The organism is Desulfovibrio sp. (genome assembly GCF_009712225.1).
In the GTDB taxonomy this organism is placed as follows: domain Bacteria; phylum Desulfobacterota; class Desulfovibrionia; order Desulfovibrionales; family Desulfovibrionaceae; genus Desulfovibrio.
Genome location: NZ_WASP01000006.1, coordinates 143,991 through 167,698 on the forward strand (window position 1 = coordinate 143,991; position 23,708 = coordinate 167,698).

At 59.1% G+C, this 23,708-nt stretch carries 21 protein-coding genes; 2 read left to right on the forward strand and 19 right to left on the reverse strand.

Features of this window, described 5'->3' with window-relative positions; all coding sequences use genetic code 11:
* The first annotated feature begins 220 nt into the window (after window positions 1–220).
* Window positions 221–634: an aspartate 1-decarboxylase gene (locus tag F8N36_RS06045; protein WP_291331906.1), complete on the forward strand. Its 414-nt coding sequence runs from the start codon at window positions 221–223 to the stop codon at window positions 632–634.
* A 136-nt stretch (window positions 635–770) separates the two neighbouring features.
* On the opposite strand, the gene F8N36_RS06050 is transcribed toward F8N36_RS06045, so the two are convergent.
* From F8N36_RS06050 to F8N36_RS06075, 6 genes are all read right to left on the reverse strand, one after another.
* Window positions 771–1,838: a J domain-containing protein gene (locus F8N36_RS06050; RefSeq protein ID WP_291331907.1), complete on the reverse strand. Its 1,068-nt coding sequence runs from the start codon at window positions 1,836–1,838 to the stop codon at window positions 771–773.
* Window positions 1,839–1,840: 2 nt separating this feature from the next.
* Window positions 1,841–2,293, reverse strand: a complete 453-nt coding sequence (locus F8N36_RS06055) for a YkgJ family cysteine cluster protein (RefSeq protein ID WP_291331908.1) — start codon at window positions 2,291–2,293, stop codon at window positions 1,841–1,843.
* 3 nt (window positions 2,294–2,296) lie between these two features.
* On the reverse strand, window positions 2,297–2,737 hold the full coding sequence (locus tag F8N36_RS06060; RefSeq protein ID WP_291331909.1) for a CoA-binding protein: 441 nt from the start codon (window positions 2,735–2,737) through the stop codon (window positions 2,297–2,299).
* A gap of 192 nt (window positions 2,738–2,929) precedes the next feature.
* Window positions 2,930–4,948 carry a cation:proton antiporter gene (locus F8N36_RS06065; protein ID WP_291331910.1) on the reverse strand — a complete coding sequence of 673 codons (2,019 nt, stop codon included), beginning with the start codon at window positions 4,946–4,948 and terminating at the stop codon, window positions 2,930–2,932.
* A 152-nt stretch (window positions 4,949–5,100) separates the two neighbouring features.
* Window positions 5,101–6,039, reverse strand: a complete 939-nt coding sequence (locus tag F8N36_RS06070) for a hypothetical protein (RefSeq protein WP_291331911.1) — start codon at window positions 6,037–6,039, stop codon at window positions 5,101–5,103.
* Between the two features lie 9 nt (window positions 6,040–6,048).
* On the reverse strand, window positions 6,049–6,699 hold the full coding sequence (locus F8N36_RS06075) for a Fe-only nitrogenase accessory AnfO family protein (RefSeq protein ID WP_291331912.1): 651 nt from the start codon (window positions 6,697–6,699) through the stop codon (window positions 6,049–6,051).
* 113 nt (window positions 6,700–6,812) lie between these two features.
* Here F8N36_RS06075 and F8N36_RS06080 point away from each other — a divergent pair, with 113 nt between their 5' ends.
* Window positions 6,813–7,013, forward strand: coding sequence for a hypothetical protein (locus F8N36_RS06080; protein WP_291331913.1), 201 nt, complete (start codon window positions 6,813–6,815; stop codon window positions 7,011–7,013).
* 36 nt (window positions 7,014–7,049) lie between these two features.
* Here the strand turns inward: F8N36_RS06080 and F8N36_RS06085 are convergent, their stop codons facing one another.
* The 13 genes from F8N36_RS06085 to glpA form a co-directional block, all read right to left on the reverse strand.
* Window positions 7,050–7,913 carry a hypothetical protein gene (locus F8N36_RS06085; RefSeq protein ID WP_291331914.1) on the reverse strand — a complete coding sequence of 288 codons (864 nt, stop codon included), beginning with the start codon at window positions 7,911–7,913 and terminating at the stop codon, window positions 7,050–7,052.
* Window positions 7,906–8,850, reverse strand: coding sequence for a hypothetical protein (locus F8N36_RS06090; RefSeq protein ID WP_291331915.1), 945 nt, complete (start codon window positions 8,848–8,850; stop codon window positions 7,906–7,908). Before F8N36_RS06090 ends, F8N36_RS06085 begins: the two co-directional genes overlap by 8 nt.
* Window positions 8,851–8,931: 81 nt before the next feature.
* The gene (nifB, locus tag F8N36_RS06095) at window positions 8,932–11,661 is read right to left on the reverse strand and encodes a nitrogenase cofactor biosynthesis protein NifB (protein ID WP_291331916.1); all 2,730 of its coding nucleotides are present in this window, start codon (window positions 11,659–11,661) and stop codon (window positions 8,932–8,934) included.
* Window positions 11,662–11,734: 73 nt separating this feature from the next.
* Window positions 11,735–13,162, reverse strand: coding sequence for a nitrogenase iron-molybdenum cofactor biosynthesis protein NifE (nifE, locus tag F8N36_RS06100; protein WP_291331917.1), 1,428 nt, complete (start codon window positions 13,160–13,162; stop codon window positions 11,735–11,737).
* 64 nt (window positions 13,163–13,226) lie between these two features.
* The gene (locus F8N36_RS06105) at window positions 13,227–14,591 is read right to left on the reverse strand and encodes a nitrogenase component 1 (protein ID WP_291331918.1); all 1,365 of its coding nucleotides are present in this window, start codon (window positions 14,589–14,591) and stop codon (window positions 13,227–13,229) included.
* A 1-nt stretch (window position 14,592) separates the two neighbouring features.
* A complete protein-coding gene (gene nifD / locus F8N36_RS06110) occupies window positions 14,593–16,182 on the reverse strand; it encodes a nitrogenase molybdenum-iron protein alpha chain (RefSeq protein ID WP_291331919.1) in 1,590 nt (529 codons plus the stop codon).
* An 11-nt stretch (window positions 16,183–16,193) separates the two neighbouring features.
* The gene (locus tag F8N36_RS06115) at window positions 16,194–16,571 is read right to left on the reverse strand and encodes a P-II family nitrogen regulator (protein ID WP_022659258.1); all 378 of its coding nucleotides are present in this window, start codon (window positions 16,569–16,571) and stop codon (window positions 16,194–16,196) included.
* A gap of 9 nt (window positions 16,572–16,580) precedes the next feature.
* Window positions 16,581–16,904, reverse strand: coding sequence for a P-II family nitrogen regulator (locus tag F8N36_RS06120; protein WP_022659259.1), 324 nt, complete (start codon window positions 16,902–16,904; stop codon window positions 16,581–16,583).
* Between the two features lie 27 nt (window positions 16,905–16,931).
* A complete protein-coding gene (gene nifH / locus F8N36_RS06125; RefSeq protein WP_291331920.1) occupies window positions 16,932–17,753 on the reverse strand; it encodes a nitrogenase iron protein in 822 nt (273 codons plus the stop codon).
* A gap of 740 nt (window positions 17,754–18,493) precedes the next feature.
* Window positions 18,494–19,258, reverse strand: coding sequence for a class I SAM-dependent methyltransferase (locus tag F8N36_RS06130; protein ID WP_291331921.1), 765 nt, complete (start codon window positions 19,256–19,258; stop codon window positions 18,494–18,496).
* A gap of 175 nt (window positions 19,259–19,433) precedes the next feature.
* On the reverse strand, window positions 19,434–20,645 hold the full coding sequence (locus tag F8N36_RS06135; protein WP_291331922.1) for an anaerobic glycerol-3-phosphate dehydrogenase subunit C: 1,212 nt from the start codon (window positions 20,643–20,645) through the stop codon (window positions 19,434–19,436).
* Window positions 20,642–21,931 (reverse strand): anaerobic glycerol-3-phosphate dehydrogenase subunit GlpB, encoded by a 1,290-nt coding sequence (glpB, locus tag F8N36_RS06140; RefSeq protein ID WP_291331923.1) that lies wholly within the window; start codon window positions 21,929–21,931, stop codon window positions 20,642–20,644. Before glpB ends, F8N36_RS06135 begins: the two co-directional genes overlap by 4 nt.
* The gene (gene glpA / locus F8N36_RS06145) at window positions 21,915–23,522 is read right to left on the reverse strand and encodes an anaerobic glycerol-3-phosphate dehydrogenase subunit GlpA (RefSeq protein WP_291331924.1); all 1,608 of its coding nucleotides are present in this window, start codon (window positions 23,520–23,522) and stop codon (window positions 21,915–21,917) included. Before glpA ends, glpB begins: the two co-directional genes overlap by 17 nt.
* Between the last annotated feature and the right edge of the window lie 186 nt (window positions 23,523–23,708).

Here is a 23,708-nt window from a genome sequence, read left to right on the forward strand (position 1 = left end):
TCACAACGCCTTGGCAGCCCGGAGTGTTGCGACCACACCGGGTTTGCTGCCCTCAGGGGCGGATGTGGGAGTATCAATACGTTGCGCATTAGCTGTGCTGGCCCCGTAGTGGTCGGCACGGTGAACCACTACAAGATGGCAATTTGGGATTAGGCATATTATTCTGGTCGCGTCAGCGGCCTTTTTTTTCGGCGCGGGCAACCGCGCAAGAGAGAGCATCATGCTGCAAATACTGCGCGCCAAGCTGCACTGCATACGCGTTACCGGGTGTGAGCTGAACTACCACGGTTCTGTTACCCTGGACCCGGAACAATGCCGCGAGGCTGGCATCTACCCGCTGGAATTTGTGTATATCTGGAACAAAAGCAACGGCCAGCGCATCTCGACCTATGTCATTTATGGCGAACCGGGTTCACGTTGCTGCATTCTCAATGGCGCTGCCGCCCGCGCCTGCCAGCGCGGCGATGAGGTTATCATCAGCGCTTACGAGTATGTGGACAGTCCAAAGGATCTGTACAGCCGCAAGCCCGTGGTGCTGACCTTCAACGAGGACAACAGCGTGCAGGAACGCCTGCGCTATGTGGTGGACGGTGAAGAACAGGGAGACTTTGGCTTTCATGTTGAAAGCGAATAATGCTCCTGCTTTGGGAACGCAGCGCGGCCCGCGCGCCTGATCTGCCGTGACAATGAAAACAGGATAGTAATGAAAAAGGAGGCCCCTCAGGAGCCTCCTTTTTTGCATATAATTGGCGGGCCAAGAATGCCGCGTGTTACTCGTTGGTAAGTATGAGATAAAGGTCGCCCTGCCAGGGGCCAACGCGCTTGCCAAGCCCGCGCAGCCGAATGGGTTTGCCCACGGCAAAGTCGGGCGGCAGGGTGATTTCTACCGTTTTGAGTTCGCCAGAAAGGGCCTGCCGTATCTGCAGGCGAATGCGCTTGCCCGGTGCAAGGTTGGCCGAGGGCAGGGTGAGGCTCTGCTCCTCGTCGATCTGCCTGCGCAACCAGCCTTTGACCATGCCGGTAACGCCCTTACTGTGCTCTTTGTTCCACTTGGGCGTACCCCAGGCAAGGTTGCTCTGGTGCAGTTTTACGTTGCGCTTTTCTGCGGCGGCAGGCTTTGCCTTGGGCTGCTCCGGCGCAGGTTCTTCTTGTCGGGGCGGCGGCGTTTCGGCCTGATGCTGGCGATTCAGTTCGCTGTAAATGTCTTCAAACACGCGGCGTGCAAAGGGGTCTGTAAGCAGGTCGCGCAGTACATCGTGCTCGGAATATCCGTTTTGCGCGCCCTGTTGCCCGGCGCTGGGGCCTTTTGCCCCTGTCTGAGCCTGTTCCTGCCTGCTGGCCCGGTTTGCCCCCGCAGCGCCCCCAGCAGCTTCGCCTGCTCCTGCTCCCGCCGCGCCATTTGTCCCGGCCGCACCAGAGCTGTCAGTGGGGCCAGTTGCCCCCGCTGCGCCAGCAGCCCCTGCCTGTCGGGCACTTTCAGATTCCGCGCTGGCGTTTTGCCGGGCTTCTTTTTCCGCACGGGCAGAAGCCTGCCGTTCGTTTTCTTCCGCCTCATCCTTTGCCGCGCGCGCTCTGGCTTCTTCCTGCTCGGCCCTGCTGGCCTCGGTTGAGGCGCGCACGGTGTCTTCGTGCTTGAGCACGGCAGAAAGTGCCACGTAGGCCTCGTTGAGCAGCTGAAAATCCTTGCTGGCATCGGGGTTGCCGGGATTTAGGTCGGGGTGCAGCTCAAAAGCCCGTCGCCGGTAGGCCCGCTTGAGGTCTGCCGTGTCGGCGTCTTTTTTCAGCTTGAGAATGTCGTAGCATTCTTTAAGCGAGATTTGGCGGGGGCGGCGTCGCATGGCTACTTAAGGATTAGCGCGTTAGCTTCGCACGAGGGGTCAGATGCAAGAAGACCATTTTCCTGCAGATATTCCCGCCCTTCGCGTGCAAACTGGGCATGCTTGGCATCTGGTTCGATACCAGGGCAAAATTCCTTGGCCATGGCAAGGCTTGCCGCGTCTTCGATATTGCCGCGAAAGAAAGGCCATGCCCTGCATATGGAGGGTTTGCCCTCGTGCACGCCACAGCCGCTGCCCTGATGGAAAAACACGCAGTAACCATCTTCGCCGCAGCGTATCTTGAGCTTGCCGCCGATGCGCTCGCAGTACTGGTCTGCCACCTGTTCCGGTGGCAGCTGCATGTGAGCGGCCAGCCGGGTCATATCGGTTGGGCTCACGACAATGCCGCCCCTGCCTTCGCAGCAGTGGCCACACATGCGGCAGTTAAAAACTGATTCTCCGTTAACGGCGGTCATGGGCTAAAATCCTTGGCCTTGAGAAGTGAGCGAAGGGCGCAGCAATCGCGCGTGTTCAACCATGATGCAGGAATCTTCAACCACGGTTATGCCGGTATCGGCCAGAACCGCGCGTGCTTCTGGCGAGCGTATGCCAAGCTGCATCCAGAAGAGTTTGGGCTTCCAGCCAAGGCCCAGAACTTCTTGCGCATGGCCGGGGCAATATTCCGGCGCGCGAAAAAGATTGATGATATCCACGGGTTCTGGCAGTTCCGCAATGCTTGGCACAGCAGGCAAGCCCCACACCTCCTTGCGCACCGGGTGCACAGGAAAAATGCGGTATCCCTGCTCAAGCAGGTAGCGGCCAACCCTGTCCACAGCCTGACCGGGTTTGTCCTTGGCGCCGATAATGGCGATACTGCGCAATTCACCAAACATGGCGCGCATCAGTCTGTCGTCAAGCATAGTACATCCATGCCGCCATGGGGCGGATAGTCAGCGGGCAGCCCAGTGGGTTGCTCCCGTGGTTATATCTGTAAACATTTCTAATAGACGGCAATGGCAAAATGCGCAAGTTCCAGGCCCCGATTTATCGAAATATAGCTCCCCGGCTGTTCTGTGACTCCCCACTCATGCAACTGACCGTGCCCTCCAGGGCTACGCAGCCCTGGGTGGAGGGCTCGCTTCCTTGTTCGATTCGCGCAGTGGGCCGGAAAAAAGCGGGGCTATGGCCAGCAGTTTTTCTGTTTTGCCAAACAGATACACCACGTCGTCAGATTCAAAAAGGTCGTTGGGTTCTGGCGATGCCTGTGTTGCGCCATTGCGCAAAATGGCAATGACCGTCACCCCGTATTTGCGGCGCATCTGGCTTTGGGCCAGGCTGATACCGCAGAGCGGCGATGCCTGGGAAAGCCGCATGGCCTGAACGCCCATATCGGGCAGGCGGCTTACCATGGAATCGAGCGAATCTACCGAAGCGCTCATACGGCGGATCATGCGGTAGTTTTCCTGCCGGATGCGCGCGGCGAACGAATCGATATCCTGCCGGGGCACTAGATAGCGCGTGAGCACACGACTGAAGACCTCGATGGAGGTTTCAAATTCCTCGGCTATCACCTCGTCCGCACCAAGCTGGCGCAAGGGGGCGACCTCACTCACAAAGCGCGTGCGGGCAATAATATGCAGGTGCGGGTTAAAGCGGCGGGCCTCGATAACAATGGCGCGCACTGCTGAAGGGTCGGAAATCACGATGGCCAGCACCCGTGCCTTGGTGACGCCAAGGTGTTCAAGCACGATGGGTTGCGAGGCGTCGCCGTGCGAGATGGGTTCCTTGTGGCGGTAGCGGGTGACGGTTTCGGGGTTCATTTCAAGAATGGTATAGCAAAGGCCCGACTCGCGGGCCACATGGGCCAGATGCTTGCCGCTGATGCCAAAGCCAACGATGATCAGGTGGTCTTTCATGGCGCACGCGCCTTCGTGGTTTTCAGCCGTGGCAAGCTTGTGCTCGTTGCGTTTGCCCGCCACCAGATCGGCAAAGCGGGGTGCAATGGCCATAAGGCCAGGCGTAAGCATCATGGTGAGCACGCTTACATCAAGAAATGTCTGGTAGGCGTTCATGTCAAAAAGCTTGGCACTCAGGCCCGAGGCCGCCAGAACAAAGGCAAATTCACCCACCTGCGCCAGAGAGAGCGAGGTGATGATGGCTGCCCGCAGGGGGTAGCCCTGCACCAGCACCGCAGGCAGGGTGAGCAGGGTTTTGATGACGATGAACAGCGCCGTTATGACAAGAATGCTGACAACATGCTGAGAAAAATATTCCAGGTTCAGCATCATGCCCACAGAGATGAAAAACAGGCTCATGAACACATCGCGGTAGGGCAAAATACCCGAGATAACGCTCATGCTGTACTGCGAGCGGGCGAGCATGAGGCCAGCCATAAAGGCCCCAAGCGAAAGGGAAAGCCCCAGATAGTTGGTGAGCATGGCCATACCGAGGCACAGGCCAAGGGTCGAGAGCAGCAGAATTTCTCTGGTGCGGGTGCGCACCACGGCTTCCATGAGCCTGTCGAGGCCAAAGCGGGCGAAAAGCAGCACGCAGCCAAGCACCGCTACCACGCGCAGGGTAGAGAACACCGCGCCTTCAAGCGAAAGCTCAAGCGTGCCGGCCAGCAGGGGCACGCACAGCAGCATGGGGGCCACCATGATGTCCTGAAACACAAGAATGGCCAGTGAAAGGCGTCCTGTGGGCGTATTGGTGGCCCCGCGCTCCTGCAAAATGCGCAGCACAATGGCCGAAGATGAGAGCGCCACCAGGCAGCCCCACAAAATACCCTGCTGAAACGTGCCGTGGCTCAGCAGCATGGCAATGCCAGCAACAGCCATGACCGTAAGGCCTATTTGAAGGCTGCCGCCCAAAAAAACCGGCCTTTTCAACCGGTTGAGGGCTTCGCCAGAAAGCTCCATGCCAATGGTGAACAGCAGCATGGCAACGCCAAGCTCTGCAATGTGGTCAATGGCCCGCATGTCTTTGACAATGCCAAGCAGCGAAGGGCCACACAAAACGCCTGTGAGCAAAAAACCCACCGTGGCGGGCAGTTTGATCTTGTTACAGACGATGGTGACAAAGATCGAAAGCAGAAAAATAATGACTATTTCATAAAGCAAAGGAACTTCCATGCAGCCTCCTGCGACAATCTAGCACTGCGGGCCTGCACTGTGCAAGGCGCAGTGTGCCCATAGCAGACAGCCCACGCTCGGTGCATGGCTGCTCCGGGCGTGGGCTGTCTGCGTGTAACTGTTTGCAATATTTTTTGTTTGCCGCGTGTCTGTCAATTGCCGGGGCGCATGTCGGGCAGGGCCACAAAGGGGCCAACGGATATCTCCCGTGCCGGAGCCAGCAGTACCTGCTGCCCGTCGTCCATCTGCACAAGGCCGTCTGACATAAAAGTAAGCCGCAGAGGCACAACCACTGTGCGCAGCATGGTCAGCTGGTCTTTTTCCATACGCGGGGCAATGCTTTGCTGTCTGCCGTCGGCCTGCCAGCGCAGGGTGCATGCGACAGTGGCAAGACCGTAAACAGTGCCTTTTTCGTCAAAGCACAGGGAATTTACATCGCCGCAGATGGCCGAGGCCGTGGAATCGTATGCTGCCAGATCGCCCAGAGGCGTGGGTACATGTACAGGGCGCGCTGGTTCGCAGCTGCGCAGGTTGCCGTTTTCGTAAAAGGCGCAGCCAAACCGCACCGGCAGGGGGCCCAGGGGGGTGGCGATCCGCAAGTTTTCACCTGGCCAGAAGGTGACGCTTTCAAGCATGCCGGAAGCATGGAAGCGCAGACCCTGAACCTTGGCGTTTACGCTTTGCCCATGCAGGTTAAGGCTGAGCTCTGTGGCAAGCCTGCGTTCGTCCTGTTCTGTCCAGTAACCGCTCAGCTTGCCCTTGCGCAGCAAAATGCGTTTGAGCGAACCTTTTTCGTGCCAGGCCAGCCATTCGGCGGGCATATCGCCCAGTGGCGTGTTTACTGTGGTCTGGCTTTGCAGCTCAAGGCTGCGCCACATGCCGTTGGGGTACAGGCTGAAACTCTTGCCACTGCTGCGGCGCACGTCTTCTGGGTCGTAGAGCGCAACCAGCCTGCCCTGCGGCGTGGGCACGCTGTTTTCTTCCAGCAGGCGGCAGTCCTGAGGTGTGCCGCCGGGCCAGCGCGTGAGCACATGCACGTCGCTGACAGGGCCATAGGGGGTCAGTACCGTTTCCAGTTGCAGCGATGTCATGGCAGACTCCTACACGCCGTCTGGCGTTGTTTCGCCGCAGAGTGCGTGCGAAATGCGGGCGCGGACGGTTCCGTCATCCTGCCGGGCAAGGGAGCAGGTAAGACGATGCTGGCGCATGTGCTCCTCAAGCCAGGGGGGCATATGCCCGCAGATGACCTCGAGCTCCACAAAGGGAGTGAACGCAAAAAATGGCCGCAGGGCTTTTTTTGACGTGATCTCAGGGTGGGCGGCCTGCACTTCCATAAGGTTGATGGTATACACGCCGGGGGTATCTGTGGGCGTGGGGGCCGTGGGGGCCTGCACCTCGCCCTGTGCCGAAGCCAGAATTTCGCTGGCAAGGGCGTCGAGGATATCGGGCGAAAAGGCATCCAGCTCGCACAGGCAAAAGCCCATGCGGTTCAGTTCGTTGTAGGCAAGGCCAGAAATGCTGAGCCCGGCAATGGCGGCCTGATCTGGCAGCAGCTGGGCAAGTTTGCGCAGCTCATCGCGTATCTGGGGCAGGGTGGTGCAGCCCTCAAGCGAAAAAGGCACGGATTCAGAGGTATGCCAGCCCTTGCCCGTACTCCAGTCGCGCTGCCAGACAGCAAGGTGTGTGCAGTTATCCATGGAGCTTACGGAATTTTCTGTATTTTCCAGTACTGCAATGCAGTCACATTTCATGGCGATCTCCGTGTGCCTGGGCTTCCAGAGTGTTAACGGCAACCAGTAATATGGTTATTTAAAATAACATCTATCTATATGCCGTAATTATAATAAAGGTATTTTGGCACAAGATGGATTTCGTTCTCTGCCAAGGAAGACAATCCTGCTTTGAGGTAATGTACTCTTATAGTGCTTGGCCGAAAATGCAGGCGCAGCCCGCGCTGATCGTTGCCCGCTTGCCGGGCTTGGGAACAGCGGCAGCAATGGACGTGTCAGGTTCACTTTATCCAATTGCTTTAGTCATCCGTAGCTTCCTGCGTCGTACCGGCTAACGCGACGATGGCAGAGGATAAAAGACGCTTGTGTCGCTATAAGCCAAAGGGGCGGGTGCCATAGCTGTACCCCAGATGTTTGCCCCAGCCGCTCATGGATTTTTGTGGCAAGAGCGTGGCCGCAAGGCGTTCCAGCTCAAGAGCCTTGCGGGAATCTACCGCGCACGAGGTGTTGCCAAGCCGCGCGGCCGCAGCCGTAAAGGTTGCCAGCCCGCAGTTGCCCGCCCTTTCGCCAATGCCCCACAAGGTGGTGTTGACGTATCGCGCCCCGGCGTTGACGGCCATGAGCGAATTGGCCACGGCCATGCCAAAATCGTTGTGCGCGTGTATTTCCACGTCCACGCCTGCCTCGCGCAGCATGCGCACGGCCCGCCACACCTTGTCGGGCGTGTAGCAGCCCACGGTGTCGCTGAGGCGCACGCGCACCACGCCGCACTGGCGGGCAGCCCGCGCCGCTTCCTTCAGCTGGTCGGGTGTGGCGTGCGAGGCGTCCTCAAAACCCACGGTAACTTCCGCACCACGGCTGGCAGCAAGGGCCGCGCACTTTGCCAGCGAGGCAAGCACCTCGGCACGGGTAGTTTTGAGTTTGTCCTTGATCTGCCGGTCAGAAACAGGACAGCACAGGTGGATGATGTGGGGAGAACAGTCGAAGGAGTGGCGCACGTCGCTTTCGCGCAGACGGTTCCAGGTAGAGACTCGGGCGGTTGCACAGGCCTCGCGGATGGAGCGGATGGTGGCTTTTTCGTTTTCGCCCATGGCGGGAACGCCCGCCTCAATCTGGTCCACGCCGGCCTCGTCCATCATGGACGCAAGGCGGATTTTGAGGGCTGGGGCAAAGGCAAAACCGGGGGCCTGCTCGCCGTCGCGCAGGGTGGTATCGACAATAATGATCTCAGGCATGACCCACCTCCACAGAAGCCGTTGCGCCCGAAAGACCGCAACAGTCCATTCGGGCAGAAGACAAGGATTCGGGGGGATGGCATGTGTGACACAGGTCGAGAAACTGGGCGTCGGTCAGGCTGCACTGCTGGTGTTCGGCAAGCTGCTGAACCTTGACCAGCATATGTTCTTCCTCTGTACGGGGCAAGCTTAAACCAAGCTGGCGGGCCTTGATGCGCAGGGAAACGCGGCCAGAATGCTTGCCCACTACAATCTGGCGTTCAAGCCCCACGGTGGCTGGCGGGTACGGCTCGTAAAGAAAGGGCTTTTTGACAATGCCGTCCACATGGATGCCAGATTCAACGGCAAAGATATCCGCACCCAGCACAGCCTTGTGACGGGATATGTCAAAGCCCGCCTGCGCCAGCAGGGCGGTGGCCTGCGGTATTTTATCAAGGTTTGCAAGGCCTGTTTCAATCCCCTGCGCGTACAGGCTCAGGGCCACTTCTTCCAGCGCCGGTCCGGCATCGGGGCCGTGCAGGGCAGAGCCGCCAATGCAGCCCGCCACGCGGGGGCCGCCCTTGAGCAGCCACAACACGGCCAGGGCCGTGGCGCAACCAGCGTGGTCGCCGGGGCAGAATTCCACCGTGTCCTTAATGACGGCAAAGCGGGGCCAGAGGTCGGTTTCAAAAGTATAAAGGGCATCGCAGCAGCCGCTCAGGCGCGCCCACGGCCCGTAAGGAGCCGGACGCTTGCCCGTGAGGCGGGTCCTGGTGCTGGCTGCGGCAAACTGCAGGTCTGGGGGAATTTCGACTACAAAGCCCATGTGGTGCATGAGGTCGATCCATTCCCCGGCCCAGAGCGCAAATTCGTCTGCGGTCTGCCTTTCCTCTTGCGAGTGCGCGGCTGGCAGCACCCGGTAGAGCAGGCAGAGCGTTCTGTCCACCAGTTGCGGCATGGAAATAACCTCTTGGCAAAGATGGCGTGTACCCCGACCTGACCGGTTTGCCTCCGGTCAGGTCGGTGGAATGGGCCGGAATTATCCGCAGAGCGCCCTGGCGGCGTCATTCACGGCCTTGTCCACATTTTCGTACTGGGTGAACACGCGTATTCCCCTGGTCTCAAGCTTTTTCAGCGGGCTTTCGCCTATGCGCAGGGCCAGCACACCCTCGCAGTCGTCCACGGCGGCCAGAATGCCCGCCATGCGCCCTGCCTTTTCGCCGCAGTCGTCCATGCCGTTGCAGTATCGGGAGACACTGCGGGTTTCCACGTAGCTGGCGGCAGCGCCGTCGCTTTCGTAGATATAGAACTGGTCGGCCTGACCAAAGTGCTGGTCAACGGTCATACCGGTCTTGGAGGCCACGGCAATGCGTATCTTGCGGGCCACGGCGAGCCTTGATTCTTCCACCATGGGGGCCTTTTCGGCCACTGGCGGGCGGTAATCAATGGATTTGTCGTCGCCCAGCAGGCCCACGGCATCGGCACGGCACTGCTTGCAGTGATACATCTGCTTGAGAGTGGGTTCGCAGCTGCGGCGCATGTCCATGAGTTCCTTGTTGCTCACAAGGGGCATGTTTTCAAAAACGCTGCCCTTGACCGGGATGAGCTGCATGATGTTGGTCATAACCGCGCCAAGTTCGCGCGCGGTTTCCACAACCTGCGGAATGTGCCCGTCGTTGATGCCCTTGAGCAGCACGGTGTTGACCTTGCACACGATACCAGCCTTGGTAAGGGCGCGCAGGCCCGCCATCTGGTTGGCCAGCAGGAGGGCGGCCGCGGTTTCGCCCGTGTAGCGCTTGCCCCTGTACATGGCGAACTTGTAAATCTGCGCGCCAATGGCGGGGTCAACGGCGTTGATGGTAACGGTGGCGTGGCTCACGCCCACGCGCTTCATGTCTTCCACGTATTCCGGCAGGGCCAGACCGTTGGTGGACATGCAGAAGGTGATATTGGGGTCTTCCCTGCGGATCATCTCAAGCGTGCGGAAGGTTTCCTCGGGGTTTGCCAGCGAATCGCCGGGGCCGGCGATGCCCACAACCGTAAGGTTGGGCATGTCGCGCTTTACAGCCATAAAGCGGTCAAAGGCCTGCGTGGGGGTGAGCACGGCTGTGGTAACGCCGGGGCGGCTCTCGTTGACGCAATCGTACTTGCGCAGGCAGTAGTTGCAGCTCAGGTTGCACTTGGGCGCGATGGGCAGGTGCAGCCGCGCCGAGGTGGCACAGGCCCCACAGCTGAAACAGGGGTGGGATTTGGTGCGTTCTGCACTTACGGCGGCCAGCTCGGTGAGCGCGGCGGCAGGTGCAACGGGTTCGCTGGTCAGCTCAGTGGCCGGGGCGCTGGCAGAAGCGCTGGCAGATTCGGTAACTTCAATGCGCGAGGCTTCAGCTTCCATGGCGGTATCTTCCTTGAAGTACTTGTTGAGAAGCTCCTCGCGGAAGCTGCCTTCGGTAAACTGCAACATGGCGTTGGCCGTGGCTTCCATGAGACTGAGCGAGCCGTCATAGAACAGCAGGCGCGTGCGCTGTCCGCCAACCCTGTCGTGGATGGGAAAACCGTAACGCAAGAGAGGGACGTGGTGGCTTTCCTCAATGCGGCGACCGTCTGAATTGCCCAGCATGAGGTTTGCCTTGCGCGCAAGCAGGGCGTTTTCAATGGCGGCAAAGTCGGCAAAATTCAGAATGTCAAAGTCGCCGCTGAACTGGGTTTCCGTGGCCTTGGCCATATCTGGAGCAAGGACCTTTTCAAAACTGACGCAGCGGCTGCCGGTGGCGGCCACAACGGGCACGGCTCCGTTTTCACTCGAGGCGCGCACAAGACCCAGCACCATATCTGGTTCGCCAAAGACGGCCACACGGCACTGCGCGTTGTACTTGTGCGCGTCGATCATGGCGTCGAGATAGCGGGCGCGTTCTTCGCGTATGGTGGCGGGTACTTGCCCGCCGAGAGCCTCAAGCGTGGCTACAAGGGCATCGGCATCGCGCAGGCCCACGGGCAGGTTCATGCGCAGCAGTGGCACACCGTAGGTATCGCGCAGGTACGCGCCGGGTGAATATTCTTCGGGGCAGAATGGCGCGAGTTCGAGGGTCATGCGCGCGCCAGCCATAAGGCCAATGCGGGCAAGCGTTGTACCATACTGAGGCAAACGGTTGTAGTTGTCTTCATGCCCGCCATCGAGGTTTTGCGAAAGATCTGGCAGCAGCACGTAGTCGAGGCCGCAACCGTCTAGCAGCGCCTTGAGTGCCCTGGAATCAGCCGCAGAAAGGTGCCCTGTGATGATGTTGACCACGTTGTTGGGCGTGGCATTCATGGGCACGTGGCGCACAATGGCGTGCAACGCGCGAAAAAATCCTTCGTACTGCGAGCCGCCGTAGCCGGGCGAAGAAACGGGAATGATGGTGGCCGTTACTTCAGGGTGTTCGTCCTTGAACTGCCTGATGATGGCGGGCACATCTTCGCCAATGGTTTCGGCCAGGCAGGTGGTGGAAACGCCGATCACCTCGGGGTTGTAGAGCTTGATAAGGTTTTCAAGCCCCTTGAGCAGGTTCTTGGTGCCGCCGAATACCGTGCCTTCTTCCGTAAGCGAAGACGAGGCGATATCAACCGGCTCATTGTAGTGGGTTGCCATGTGCCGCCGAATGTAGGTGCTGCATCCCTGCGAGCCGTGCAGAATGCTCATGCTCTTGCTGATGCCGTAGAAGGCGCTTACCGAACCCATGGGCATGCACATCTTGCAGGGATTTGTATTCAGGTTGACAAGATTGGCGCTCATTGTCTTCTCCTTTGTTCCAGGCGGCCAGTGGCCGCGGCGGCGGGCAAACTGCGTGCAAGCCGATTACGCTGTGCTAGAAATATGCTGCTCTTGCGGCCAGTGCTTCGCGCACCAGATTGGCCTGCGCCTGCGTTGCCTCGGCAAATGAGGCAGAGCTGCGCGTAAACTGCCAGACAGGGCTATTGATCGAAAGGTTCACCTCGCGGGTGAAGTTTTCCACGCCTTCAAAGCCGCCCAAAGCGTGTTTGCGCTCGTGGTTGTGGTCGCAAAAGGCAATGCCCAGCTTGTAGGCCAGGGGGCGTTCCTTGACGCCGCCCACCAGAATATCCGCTCCTTTCTGCTTCATGAAGGTTTCAAGCTCTGCGGGGTTGGCATCGTCAAGAATGACCGTGCCGGGGTTCACGAGGCTTGAAATGATTTCATAATCTTCAGGCTTGCCGGTCTGGGTTCCTACCACCACGGTTTCGATGCCCATTTCGTTAAACTGACGGATGAGCGATATGGCCTTGAAGCCGCCGCCTACAAAGATGGCGGCCTTCTTGCCCACAAAATGGGGCTTGTACTGTTCAAGAAACGCTTCAGCCTTTGCGCCGCGCTCGGCAATAAGGGCTTCGGCCTTGCGTTTGGCGTAGTCGTCGTTGAGGCGCTCGGCCACCTGCCGCAGGGCAGTGGAGGTGTCCTCTACCCCAAAGAAGCTGGCGCGCATCCAGGGAACGCCCATTTCGTCTTCCATGCGGTGGGCCAGATACATCATGGAACCGGCGCACTGCACGATATTGAGCTGGGCCGCCGGGGCCTTGATGAGCGTTTCGTAGGCTGCATCGCCCGTAAGGGTGGCAACAATGGGAATGCCCATTTCCCGCAGGTAGTTGCGGATAATCCACATTTCGCCCGCAAGGTTATAGTCGCCCAGTATGTTGACGCCCTTGAGCCTGGGCTGTTCCTTGTGCGGCTCCATAAGCTGCACCAGCGCATTGCAGGCCATGCGGTAGCCCGTGGACTTGGTGCCCGAAAAACCTGGAGCCTTGACCGCGATCACACGGATTCCGTGCTTTTTTTCCGCATTGCGGCACACGGCTTCCACATCGTCGCCGATAACGCCCACAATGCAGGTGGCGTACACAAAAATGAGCTTGGGCGAATAGTTGGCAATGGCCTCGTCAATGGCGCGGGTGAGTTTTTCCGCACCGCCAAAAACAATGTCTTTTTCCTGCAGGTCTGTGGAAAAGCTGTTGCGGAACAGTTCAGAGCCGCTGGTGAGGCTGCCGCGAATATCCCAGGTATAGCTGGCGCAGCCGATGGGGCCGTGCACGATGTGAAAGGCGTCGGTAATGGGGTTTAACACCACGCGCGCACCGCAGTACACGCAGGCCCGCTGGCTCACGGAACCGGCCACGCTGGCCGTATCGCAACGCAGGCCATCGCCGCTACAGCAGCTCCCGCCCTTGTTTCCCTTTTCCTTGATGGACGTGCGGCGTTCTTCAAGTATTTCCATAGCCATGGGAACCCCCTTGGAAGGGCGGGGAGCCAATGCCCCCCGGCCCCTGTCGCGGCTTTGAGCCGTCTTACATGATAAGATCCATGTCTTCGTCAGCGCAGTTGCGGTCAAACTCTTCCATAAGAGTGTCAGCGATCTTGGTGGCAAGCTGGAAGGCACCACGGTAACCAACCATGGGCAGCGAGGCGTGCCCGTAGCGGTCAAGAACCGGGAAGCCTGCGCGCACCAGCGGAATGTTTTCTGCCTTGGCGATCTGCTTGCCGTGCGAGTTGCCGAGCAAGAGGTCCACGGGTTCATCCTTGATGAACTGGTGCAGGTCAAAGAGGTCCTTGGCGGCAAAGGCCTTGCACTCATCTTCCTTGCCGTATTCCTTGAACATGGCGTTAGCCAGCTTGACGAATGTTTCGCCGGGCGTACCGGTGAGCACGTATTTGGGAACCATGCCCAGTTCCAGGCAGAAGCGGGTCATGCCGAGCACGGTGTCGGGGTCGCCGTACACGGCAACCTTTTTGCCGTAGAAGTAGGGGTTGGCGTCGAGCATAAGGTCGAGCAGGCGACCGCGTTCTTCGTCGATAAGCGGGTCAACTTCGCCGCCGTTGAGGTTTGCCATGGCCATGATGAAGGCATCGGTATCGGCCAGGCCGATGGGCAGGGGCAGCAGGTCAAAGTCCACGCCGCACTTGCGCTTGAGCTGGGCGGCGGGCTCGGCGCTGGTCAGGCGGCCAAGGGCCAGAACCTTGCGGCAGCTGCCGAGCCCGCGGATTTCTTCAATGGTCGTGCCGCCCTCGGGGTACATCTTGTATTCGCCTGTCATGGGAGCATCCATGACATTGCTGCAATCGGGGAACATGATGGACTTGAGCTTCATCAGGTTCACAAGATGCTTGTACTCGCGGATGTCACCGGGGTTCACAAAACCGGGAAACACCGCCACGGTTTCGGTGCCCTTGCCCTTGGCGGCAAGGTAGCTGATGAAACCGGCCATCATGTTGCCAAAACCCGTAACGTGCGAGCCCACGTAGCTCGGCGTGTTGCAGTGCACCACGATCTTGCCGTCCGGAATCTCCATGTCGTCGATGTAGGTCTTGAGGTCATCGCCGATGGTTTCGGAAAGGCAGGTGGTATGCACGGCAATGATGTCCGGGTTGTAGACTTCAAAGGCCGTCTTTGCGCCCTGGCGGATGTTGGGGCCGCCGCCGAACACGCAGGCGCCTTCGGTAAACGAACTGGTGACACCAATGGCCGGTTCCTTGAAGTGACGCGTAAGGTAGGTGCGGTGGTAAGAAGCACAACCCTGCGAACCGTGGCTGTACGGCATGCAGTTGCGCACGCCCAGGGCGGCAAACAGCGCGCCCACCGGCTGACAGGTCTTGCACGGGTTGATAAGAACGCCCGATCTGTTCACATGTGTCTTTGGGGTGAGGTCAAGCATACTATTCTCCCACAGTTCCTTGCAGGGTGGCGCGGTTCTTCCAGGGCGGGGTTACCATGTGCCACGCGGGGGTAAAGTAACCCATGCAAAGGTCGTAACCGAACCGTGTTGCGCCCTTGAAACCCGCGTAAGGCCCGCTGTAATCGTAGCTGTGCAGCTGGCGCGAGAGGGTACCGGCCTTCTGCAGCGCGTACTTGTCCTTGATGCCAGAGAAAAACATGTCGGGCTTGAGGATTTCCATGAATTTTTCAGCTTCATACATGTTGAGGTCGTCAACCACGTAGGTTCCCTCATCCATGTCGCGTATCATGCCGTGGTACTTTTCAAGCGGAATTTCGGCCGCCAGCTTGTCGTACTCTTCCTGGGTAAGGTAGGCGTGATACTTCTTTTCGTCCTTTTCCACGGTGATGTGTTCAATGTTCTTGCTGTCCGCGTCGTCCTTGATATTGGGGATGATTTCCCGGCCTTCGTAGTCGTCGCGGTGACCAAATTCGTAGCCGGCCAGCACTGTCTTGATGCCCAGGTCCTGCAGCAGACCCTGATAGTGGTGCGAGCGGCTGCCGCCCACAAAGAGGGCAGCGGTTTTGCCGTTGAGGCGGGCCTTGTACGAGGCCATCTGGTCCTGCACTTCGGCCAGCTCTTCGGCGATAACCTGTTCGGTGCGCTGCGCAAGCTCGGGGTCGCCAAAATAGGCCGCCATGTCGCGCAGGCTCTGCACTGTTCCTTCCAGACCGATAAAGTTTACCTTGAGCCAGTCCACGCCATACTTGGTCTTCATCATTTCGGCGATGTAGTTGATGGAGCGGTGGCACTGCACGAGGTTGAGATTGGCCTTGTGCGAGCTGGCGATGCGTTCCACTTCGCCATCACCGGTGAACACCGAAACCACTTCGTAGCCGATCTTTTTGAGAATGCGTTCCTGCTCCCAGCCGTCGCCGCCGATGTTGTATTCGCCAAGAATGTTGATGGAATACTTGCTGGCGGGTTCATAACTGCCGGTACCGATAACGCGCTTCATGAGGCCGTTGTTGGCGATGTGGTGACCTGCCGACTGGCTCACGCCCTTGTAACCTTCACAGCTGTACGCCACGCAGCGGATGCCGTATTCTTTCTCAGCTTCTGCGGCCACGGCCTGAATGTCGTCGCCGATCAGGCCCACGGGGCAGGTGGCGGCAATCATGATGGTTTTGGGCTTCATGATTGCCATGATTTCGTCGATGGCCTTCTTGAGCTTTTTGGTGCCGCCAAAGACGATGTCGGGTTCCTGCATGTCAGTGGTAAAGCAGTACTGAATGTAGTTGGGTGCATCACCCTCGGCCTTGGCCTTGTTGCGGCGCGTGCCCCAGCTGTAGAAGCCGCAGCCTACGGGCCCGTGGGTGATCGTGACCATGTCCTTGATGGGACCGAGCACAACGCCCTTGCAGCCAGCGTAACAGCAGCCCCGGTTGGTCATGATGCCGGGAATGGCACGCGTGTTGGCGATAATCATCTGGTCTTCCGCAGGATTGACCTTGAGCATGTGCTCCTTGCGGTTCTTGAAGACCTTGGCGTTGTAGCGCTCAAGCACTACTGCGTTGGCGTCAATACTCATACATACCTTCCTTATGCGTCAGCGCGCTCGCCCGTGCGAACCACATAGGATTCTTCCACCGGCATCACAAAGATCTTTCCGTCGCCGGGGTGGCCGGTGCTGTTGGCCTCTATGATGGCCTTGACCACAGCTTCGACCTTTTCATCGGGAACGCAGATATTGAATAACCGCTTGGGAATCAGCCTGCCCACTTCCGTAAGGGATTCGCCCGCGGGAGTGCGCGGCAGCTCGCCGCTTTCCATAACCATGCGCAGGGTGGCGGGATCCATACCCTTTTTGCCGCGCCCCAGACACTTGGTGCATGAGAATGAGGGGCACCCGGCCTTTGAGAGGGCATTTTTAGTAGCTGCCACCATGTTGGCCCGAACCATTGCAACTATTTCCTGCATGGGAGCCTCCTACAGGCCAGACTTGCCGCTGCTGATGGTCCAGGCCTCGCTGACGCTTGAAACAAAGATTCTGCCATCGCCAAAGTGGCCGTCGCCAGTCTTGGCCACGCGCAGGATAACGCGGATGGCGTCGTCCTTGTCTTCGTCGCTGACCACAAGCATGAGCATCTGCTTGGGAATTTCGTCGTATTGAATGTCGCCCACCATTATGCCTTTTTGCTTGCCACGGCCCACCACGTCGAGCTTGGTAACGGCGGGAAAGCCCGCTGACAGCAGCTCTGAGAGAACCTCGGTGGTCTTTTCAGGCCGGATAATCGTGCGAATCATCTGCATAGCTGTTCTCCGTTTCGTGCTGTTGGTTTAGGCGTCCATCAAACCGTGTTCCATGAGCAACTCTTCGAGCCTTTCCTGGGAGAGGGGCTTGGGGATAACAAACATGTCGTTGCCGTCGATCTTCTGGGCCAGTGAGCGGTATTCGTCGGCCTGCCCGCAGGTGGGGTCGAATTCGATAACAGTCTGCTTGTTGATTTCGGCGCGCTGCACCATGTTGTCGCGCGGCACAAAGTGGATCATCTGAGTGCCGATTTCCTTGGCAACGGCTGAGACAAGCTCGGCTTCGCCATCAACCTTGCGGCTGTTGCAGATAATGCCGCCAAGGCGCACGCCGCCGGTGTTGGCGTACTTCTTGATACCCTTGCAGATGTTGTTGGCGGCGTAGAGGGCCATCATTTCGCCCGAGGCCACGATGTAGATTTCCTGGGCCTTGCCTTCACGGATGGGCATGGCGAAACCACCGCACACAACGTCGCCCAGAACGTCGTAGAACACGTAGTCGAGGTCGTCGGTGTAGGCGCCAAGACGTTCGAGCAGACCGATGGAGGTGATGATACCGCGACCAGCGCAGCCCACGCCCGGTTCCGGGCCGCCCGATTCCACGCAACGGATGCCCTTGAAGCCGTTTTTGAGCACCAGATCCAGCTCGATGTCTTCACCCTCTTCGCGCAGGGTATCGAGCACGCTCTGCTGAGCCAGGCCGCCCAGAATCAGGCGCGTGGAGTCGGCCTTGGGATCACAGCCCACGATCATGATGTTCTTGCCCATTTCGCCGAGGCCGGCGTTGAGGTTCTGTGTGGTGGTGGACTTGCCGATGCCGCCCTTGCCGTAGATAGCTACCTGACGCATGAGAATCCCTCTGGTTTTGAAGTTCCCGCGCTCGTTGCGCTTGTCCCTCTTTCTGCAGAAAGCGTGCCGTCTGATTAATATATTGATATAATTAAATAAGTTTATAATATGGCTATTCAATCAATACAATTTTGTAATAATGGCCTGGCGTGTACTAAAAATGGGTTTGCATTTAATATAGTGAAAATATTGATATAAATTTTTCAGTTTTTGACAGGGAAAAATGGCCGATACAAATTTGTTTGAAACAGGCGCGTAGATCACTGCAAAAACAGAAACCATCCGCCACTCGATGGGGCAGGTGTTTCAAAATACAGTGGGTCAGCTTTTGGCAAGTGGTTGGGAAAGGGCGCTGTGGTGGAGCCGCAAAGGCAGCAAAGCCTGACAGCTGATACAAATAGCAAACAGCCCTGCGGGCAAGGCAGAGCTGTGGAGTGGGCCACTGTGCGGGCGGGTATGCGGTGCGGTGTGCTGGAGAAACTGGCGGCTAACGCAGTCTGAATGCGCGTGCGCCCCGTGGCCGAGACTTTACCAGCCTTTGCCGCTCGTTGTGCACCTTGCCGAGCATGGACTGGTCTGCACTCTGCCCGGCGTTTGGCCACAAGCCTTTATGCGATGAGGTGCGGGGAATTTGAGCTAAAATTGTACCAGATTTTGATGTAATGCGCAGAGGCGACAAAGCGTGAACAGCGGCGGGCGGTTTGGTCTGTCGGCTGTGCCAGAAACGGCGGTCAGGGTCTTCAGCAGGCCTGCCAGATGATCATTTCAAGGGAATATTCGGTGCGCTCCACATATGCGCCGTCTCGGTCGCGAAAGGCCTCAATGTATGCGGCTATATGCGCGGTGTCTGGGTGTGCGCCCCGCGCCCGCAGGTTGGCGGTGCAAGCCTCCAGCAGTTGCTGGCGGCTGTGGGGCACAACCCACTGACCGTTTACTGGCAGCACCGTGTGTGGAATGTGGCGGGTCTGCAACCATGCGCGCATGGGCGGCGCATCGGCAAAGCGGGGCGGGCTGACCTCATAGTGATCGTACAGCGCCGCCATGACATCAGAGGGTTTGCGCTCGGTAAAGCCCATAAAGACCACCTGCTCCTGCGCGCAGGCGTGCAGCTTTTCGCGTGCGGCATCGTCGGTGAGGGCGGGAGTCATGGAGGCAAAGACAATCTGAAAACGCTCGCCCGGTGTAAAGTGTTCCCAGTCAGAGAGCACGGGGCGGATGTTGGCAAGGCCTTGGGCTGCTGCGTCCTGCATGAGAATGCGCAGCATTTTGTCCGAAATATCCAGGGCCGTGACCGTGGCTGCGAGCTGGGCAAGGCGGATGGTGTACATGCCGCTACCGCAACCCACATCCAGCACTGTTTTGCCGCGAAAATCGACGCCATTTTCACGGGCAAGATTCAGCATGCGGGCCTCGTAGGTGGAGTCCCCTGCTTCAAAACGGGGAAACGACTCGGCCCGGCTGTTCCAGAAATCTCTGGTGCCGTATTTTTTGCTGTCGTTATTCATAAAATATAAGGGCAGGCGGCGGAACCGCCTGCCCGAGAGTGTTGGCAAGGTCAACACGACCGGAAAACAGGAGCAGGCTGCGGCTTTGCCGCACCGCGAAGCGACTGGTTTCCGTGCCTTTACGCCTGGCAGGCGGCAGAACCGCCTGCCCCAAAGGTTACAGACAACTGGTGCGTTAGCGGGCTTCAAGCCGCTGGCGCAGAATGCTCACCGGGTGCAGGCTGAACTTGCCCGAGCCGTGCGTGATCTGCACGCGGCAGGTGCCGCATTCAGAAACCGCCGCCTGAGCGCCGCTTTCGCGAACCTTGGCAAACAGCTCTGAGCCCACAGTCTGGGCGATATCGTATTTTTCCTTTTTAAAGCCGTAACTGCCAGAGATACCGCAGCAACCGGCATCGGCATTTTCCACCGTAACGCCATCAAGGCGGCGCAGCAGTTCAAGACCCGGCAAACCGTTGCCCTGGGCACGCAGGTGGCAGGGAGCATGGTAGATGAGCTTGAGGTCTGGCAGGTTGGTATGCTTGCCGTCGGTCTTGAGCGAAAGGTCGCCACTGTCCACGGCATCCAGCAGAAACTCCTGCGCATCGGCCAGGCGGCACGCGCCGTACTTGTCCGCCAGATCGGGGAAGTATTCCGGCAGGTCAACGCGGAACATGAGTGCGCAGCTGGGGCAGCCCGTAACCACGGGCAGACCTGCATCGCGCCACAGGCCAAGGGCCTTGAGGTTATGCTCGGCATTGGAACGGGCATGCTGCCAAAAGCCGTTGGCAACCATGGGCAGGCCGCAGCACACCAGTTCTTCGGGCACTATAACCTTGTAGCCAGCGCGGTTCATGGCCCACACCATATCGAGGCCGGTACGGGGATCGTACACGTCCACATAGCAGCCGGGGTAAAAAACCACGCTGCGCTTGTGATCTGGCTGATGCACATGACGCATGAGCTGGCGGAAGGTTTGCGGCGCAAAGGCGGGCAGAGGCGCGCGTTTGTCGATGCCCAGGGCATCAAGAACCGTGCGCGTGACAGGGTTGAGCATGCCAAAGTTCTTGATGATGGCGGGGATAAGCCGCAGCCACTTGGCCATGAGCTCGCCATGCCCAAGCACCCAGTCGCGCAGACCGGGTGAGTGTTTTTTGAACTGGTCGGCCCGGGCCATCATGTTGAGGCTGGAAACAGGCACGCCGTGCGGGCATGAGATGTCGCAGTTTTTGCAGTTGGCGCAATAGTGCAGCGAGGGATCTTCTGTAAGGCCCAACAGACGAAAACGCTCATAGGCCGGGCCGATCATGCGTGGGCCCAGAAACTTGGGCGTGGCCTCCGCCACGGGGCAGTGCACCACGCAGGTGGTGCAGGCTATACACTTGTCCGGATTAATGCGCACGCTCATTGTTTTTCCCCGGCAGCGGCGGCTGCGGCGGCCATGCGACCCGCCTGCCAGCCCGTGGCGATGGCAACGCCATGACCGCTTTTTTCTGTTGCGTAATCGTAGCCGCCAAGGCTGCGCCCGGCAAAAAACACGTTTTGCCAGCGTACGGCAGCAGCTGCATCCACAGGCCGCATTTCGCGGTCAACGCGCACACCCATTCGTGAGAACAGGTGATTGCCGAAAATTTGCGGTTCAGACCACAGGGTCACGTCCTGCGGAACAGTAATGTCTATTTTGAACACGGAATCCCAGCACTGGCCGGGCTCAAGCACCATGCCGCCACCAAGTATGCCGCCGGTGGCGGTAACAAAGGCGCGGGCCGCATGTCGGCGCTGCTGGCCAGAGGCCTCGGCAAGCACCGACGTGCAGTTTTTGTCTGCCGTCTCTGCACGCAGCACCGTGGTGTTTTCCACCAGTTCAAAATCATGTTTGTGCAGGGCGTTCAGCAGGGCGTCGCGCAGGCGCAGCCCGCCAACACCCGGAGGAATGGAAAGCATTTCGACCACCGGGCAGCCTGCGGCCGCGTTGACGGCCTGCCACACTTCGGGGTTGGCCTTGCTGCCGCACAGCGGTGGCATAAGGATAAGGTCGTACTTGCCAGCGTAGGGGGCAAGTGCGTCCAGCAGCCACTGGCGGCTTTGCGGCTTGTCTGTGAGGCGGGCAAGGTCAAGCGCTGTAATGGCGCGGTGGGTTTCGCCAAAGGGCGAGGGCAGCAGGCCCTGGGTGAATTCCCTGTCAGCCCAGCTTTTGTAGCGCTTGAGCTGGCTTACCACCAGGGCGGGCTGGCAGTCGCGCAGGCCGTGCACGCTGAGCACCAGCACCTTTTTGGCGCTGGCCATGGCCTGGGTGTTCAGACTGGCGGGCAGCAGATAGGTGGGCTTGAGCGTGCCCATGATTGTGGGCAGCTGGGTGTTGCGCGGCGTGCCATCCTGCGCGAGGGCGGGGCGCATGGGCCAGTGCTGCTTTTCCATGGTGTCGGAAAAGAACTTAAAGGCCGTGCGCACGCTTTCCGTTCCCATGAGGCGGTACGGGTGGTCCTCTGGCAGCAGTGCCAGGCTTTGCCACGGGTCTGAGGCCAGCCGGCTGTCTGCATAGCCAAGAAAATCAACCGAGCCGCCGCTGATGGCCAGCGACCCCATGCCCGTTGTAAGCAGCCGCACGCTGCGGCCCTGTTCGGCTGCGGTCAGCGCAGCCACAAGACCCGCCAGACCAGAGCCGACCACCAGTACGTCAACAATCCTGCTCATGGGCGGCTCCATCAAGATTGAGTGTTCCCGCGTATACGGCGCGGCCAAGTTCCATTTCACGGGCCTGCATGCCCCAGAGGGCCGGGCGCAGCCCGCCCCAGCGTTCCTGCAGGAAGCGCCGTGCGTTGTCGGTGGGCGAGAGCTCAAGCGAAATGCCGTGCTCGGCCAGCGCAGCAACGGTGCGCAGCGAGCAGAACGTGCCCTGGCATGTGCCCATGCCCAAGCGGGTGCGAAGGCGGATATCGGTGAGCGAATGGGTGGAGGGATCTTTTGCCACGCATTCGATCTCGGCCATGCTCACCATTTCGCATTCGCAGAGCAGGGGGTTGGTTTCGGCCTTTTCGGCCTGTTCCAGCACCGGGCCAATGTCGTCGCCCATGCGGTCGGCCATAAGCTTGATGCCCTGCACGGGAAAGTATTTGGCCGCTCGGGCAAGGGTTGCTTCGTCCGGATCGGGTATGATCGGTTCCTCAGCCGTGCGGCAGGGGACGTTAATGCCAAGTTTGGCGCAAACGCGGTCTGTAGCCCGTTCTCCCATGAGGCGGTATGTGGTGAGCTTGCCGCCAAAGATGGAAACCATGCCGTCGAGGCCCTGTTCCGCATGGTCCACAACGTGGAAGTTGCGGCTGGCTTTGCGCCCGGCGGCATTGCCCGGCGTGTACAGGGGGCGTGTGCCCGCAAAGGCCCGCAAAATGCGGTATTCGCGCACGCGCGGGAACAGCGGCTCGCCAATCTTGAGCAGGCGCAGCACTTCCTCGCTGGTGGGCGTGGTGTCGTCGGGCCTGTCGGTGGGCATGGATGTTGTGCCCAAAATGGTGATGGAGCCGTGAGGCACAAAAATATCGCCGTCCGAACCGGGGTGCAGGCGGTTGACCACGCGCGAGGTAAAGCGGTGGTTAAAGACCACGAGCGTGCCACGGTCAGGCGAAACAGCCACATCAAGCCCGGCCAGCGCCGCAATGCGGCCAGACCACGAGCCAGCGGCGTTCACCACCATGGAACAGGCGATTTCTACCGTTTCGCCCGTGTTCTTGTTGATGGCCGTAACACCGCACACCTTGCCGTTTTTTTGGCAGATGCCGGTTACCTCGTGATAGGTGAGCATTTTTCCGCCGTGTCTGCGGGCAGACATGGCGTTGTGCAGCACCAGGCGAAAGCCGTCCACGCACGAATCGGGCACGCGAAAAACGCGGCTGATTTCGGGCGACATGTTGGGCTCGAGGCGCAGGGCTTCCTTAACGTCAACTTCGGGGGCATCAATACCCGCTCGGCCACAGGCCTCAACCCAGCGGTCCACATAGGAGGGATCGTCCTCTGGCGTGAGGGCAAAGAAGCCTTCAGTTTCTTCAATGCACTGCCTGCCAATGCGGCGCACGATCATGTTTTCTTCAATACATTCGCGTGCCGACTCATTATCGCCTACAGCATAGCGCCCACCGCTATGCAGCAGGCCGTGAAAGCGCGAGCTAGTGCCGTGGGCCAGGCCGCCCTGTTCGAGCAATATGGCAGGAATACCGCGCATGCAAAGATCGCGCAGGGTTCCAATGCCTGTTGCGCCGCCGCCAATGACGACAACAGTAGTTTCAAGCATGGTTTCTCCAGTGGAGCAAATTGTCGAAATCATCCAGATACATGCAGACGCTGTCAGATGCCGCGTCCGCGTGGCCGAAAAACAACGGCGCACATACGCAACAGGATTGAAGAGCCAGACCGTTAGAATTATTGCCGCGGTTTTGCCCGGGATGATCGTTGATGCCATATGGTTATCAATTTGTGT

What these genes read in the sequence shown, in the direction of transcription:
- F8N36_RS06045 (WP_291331906.1), top strand. Translation starts at nt 221, where the DNA reads ATGCTGCAAATACTGCGCGCCAAGCTGCACTGCATACGCGTTACCGGG.
- F8N36_RS06050 (WP_291331907.1), bottom strand. Translation starts at nt 1,838, where the DNA reads ATGCGACGCCGCCCCCGCCAAATCTCGCTTAAAGAATGCTACGACATT.
- F8N36_RS06055 (WP_291331908.1), bottom strand. Translation starts at nt 2,293, where the DNA reads ATGACCGCCGTTAACGGAGAATCAGTTTTTAACTGCCGCATGTGTGGC.
- F8N36_RS06060 (WP_291331909.1), bottom strand. Translation starts at nt 2,737, where the DNA reads ATGCTTGACGACAGACTGATGCGCGCCATGTTTGGTGAATTGCGCAGT.
- F8N36_RS06065 (WP_291331910.1), bottom strand. Translation starts at nt 4,948, where the DNA reads ATGGAAGTTCCTTTGCTTTATGAAATAGTCATTATTTTTCTGCTTTCG.
- F8N36_RS06070 (WP_291331911.1), bottom strand. Translation starts at nt 6,039, where the DNA reads ATGACATCGCTGCAACTGGAAACGGTACTGACCCCCTATGGCCCTGTC.
- F8N36_RS06075 (WP_291331912.1), bottom strand. Translation starts at nt 6,699, where the DNA reads ATGAAATGTGACTGCATTGCAGTACTGGAAAATACAGAAAATTCCGTA.
- F8N36_RS06080 (WP_291331913.1), top strand. Translation starts at nt 6,813, where the DNA reads ATGGATTTCGTTCTCTGCCAAGGAAGACAATCCTGCTTTGAGGTAATG.
- F8N36_RS06085 (WP_291331914.1), bottom strand. Translation starts at nt 7,913, where the DNA reads ATGCCTGAGATCATTATTGTCGATACCACCCTGCGCGACGGCGAGCAG.
- F8N36_RS06090 (WP_291331915.1), bottom strand. Translation starts at nt 8,850, where the DNA reads ATGCCGCAACTGGTGGACAGAACGCTCTGCCTGCTCTACCGGGTGCTG.
- nifB (WP_291331916.1), bottom strand. Translation starts at nt 11,661, where the DNA reads ATGAGCGCCAATCTTGTCAACCTGAATACAAATCCCTGCAAGATGTGC.
- nifE (WP_291331917.1), bottom strand. Translation starts at nt 13,162, where the DNA reads ATGGCTATGGAAATACTTGAAGAACGCCGCACGTCCATCAAGGAAAAG.
- F8N36_RS06105 (WP_291331918.1), bottom strand. Translation starts at nt 14,591, where the DNA reads ATGCTTGACCTCACCCCAAAGACACATGTGAACAGATCGGGCGTTCTT.
- nifD (WP_291331919.1), bottom strand. Translation starts at nt 16,182, where the DNA reads ATGAGTATTGACGCCAACGCAGTAGTGCTTGAGCGCTACAACGCCAAG.
- F8N36_RS06115 (WP_022659258.1), bottom strand. Translation starts at nt 16,571, where the DNA reads ATGCAGGAAATAGTTGCAATGGTTCGGGCCAACATGGTGGCAGCTACT.
- F8N36_RS06120 (WP_022659259.1), bottom strand. Translation starts at nt 16,904, where the DNA reads ATGCAGATGATTCGCACGATTATCCGGCCTGAAAAGACCACCGAGGTT.
- nifH (WP_291331920.1), bottom strand. Translation starts at nt 17,753, where the DNA reads ATGCGTCAGGTAGCTATCTACGGCAAGGGCGGCATCGGCAAGTCCACC.
- F8N36_RS06130 (WP_291331921.1), bottom strand. Translation starts at nt 19,258, where the DNA reads ATGAATAACGACAGCAAAAAATACGGCACCAGAGATTTCTGGAACAGC.
- F8N36_RS06135 (WP_291331922.1), bottom strand. Translation starts at nt 20,645, where the DNA reads ATGAGCGTGCGCATTAATCCGGACAAGTGTATAGCCTGCACCACCTGC.
- glpB (WP_291331923.1), bottom strand. Translation starts at nt 21,931, where the DNA reads ATGAGCAGGATTGTTGACGTACTGGTGGTCGGCTCTGGTCTGGCGGGT.
- glpA (WP_291331924.1), bottom strand. Translation starts at nt 23,522, where the DNA reads ATGCTTGAAACTACTGTTGTCGTCATTGGCGGCGGCGCAACAGGCATT.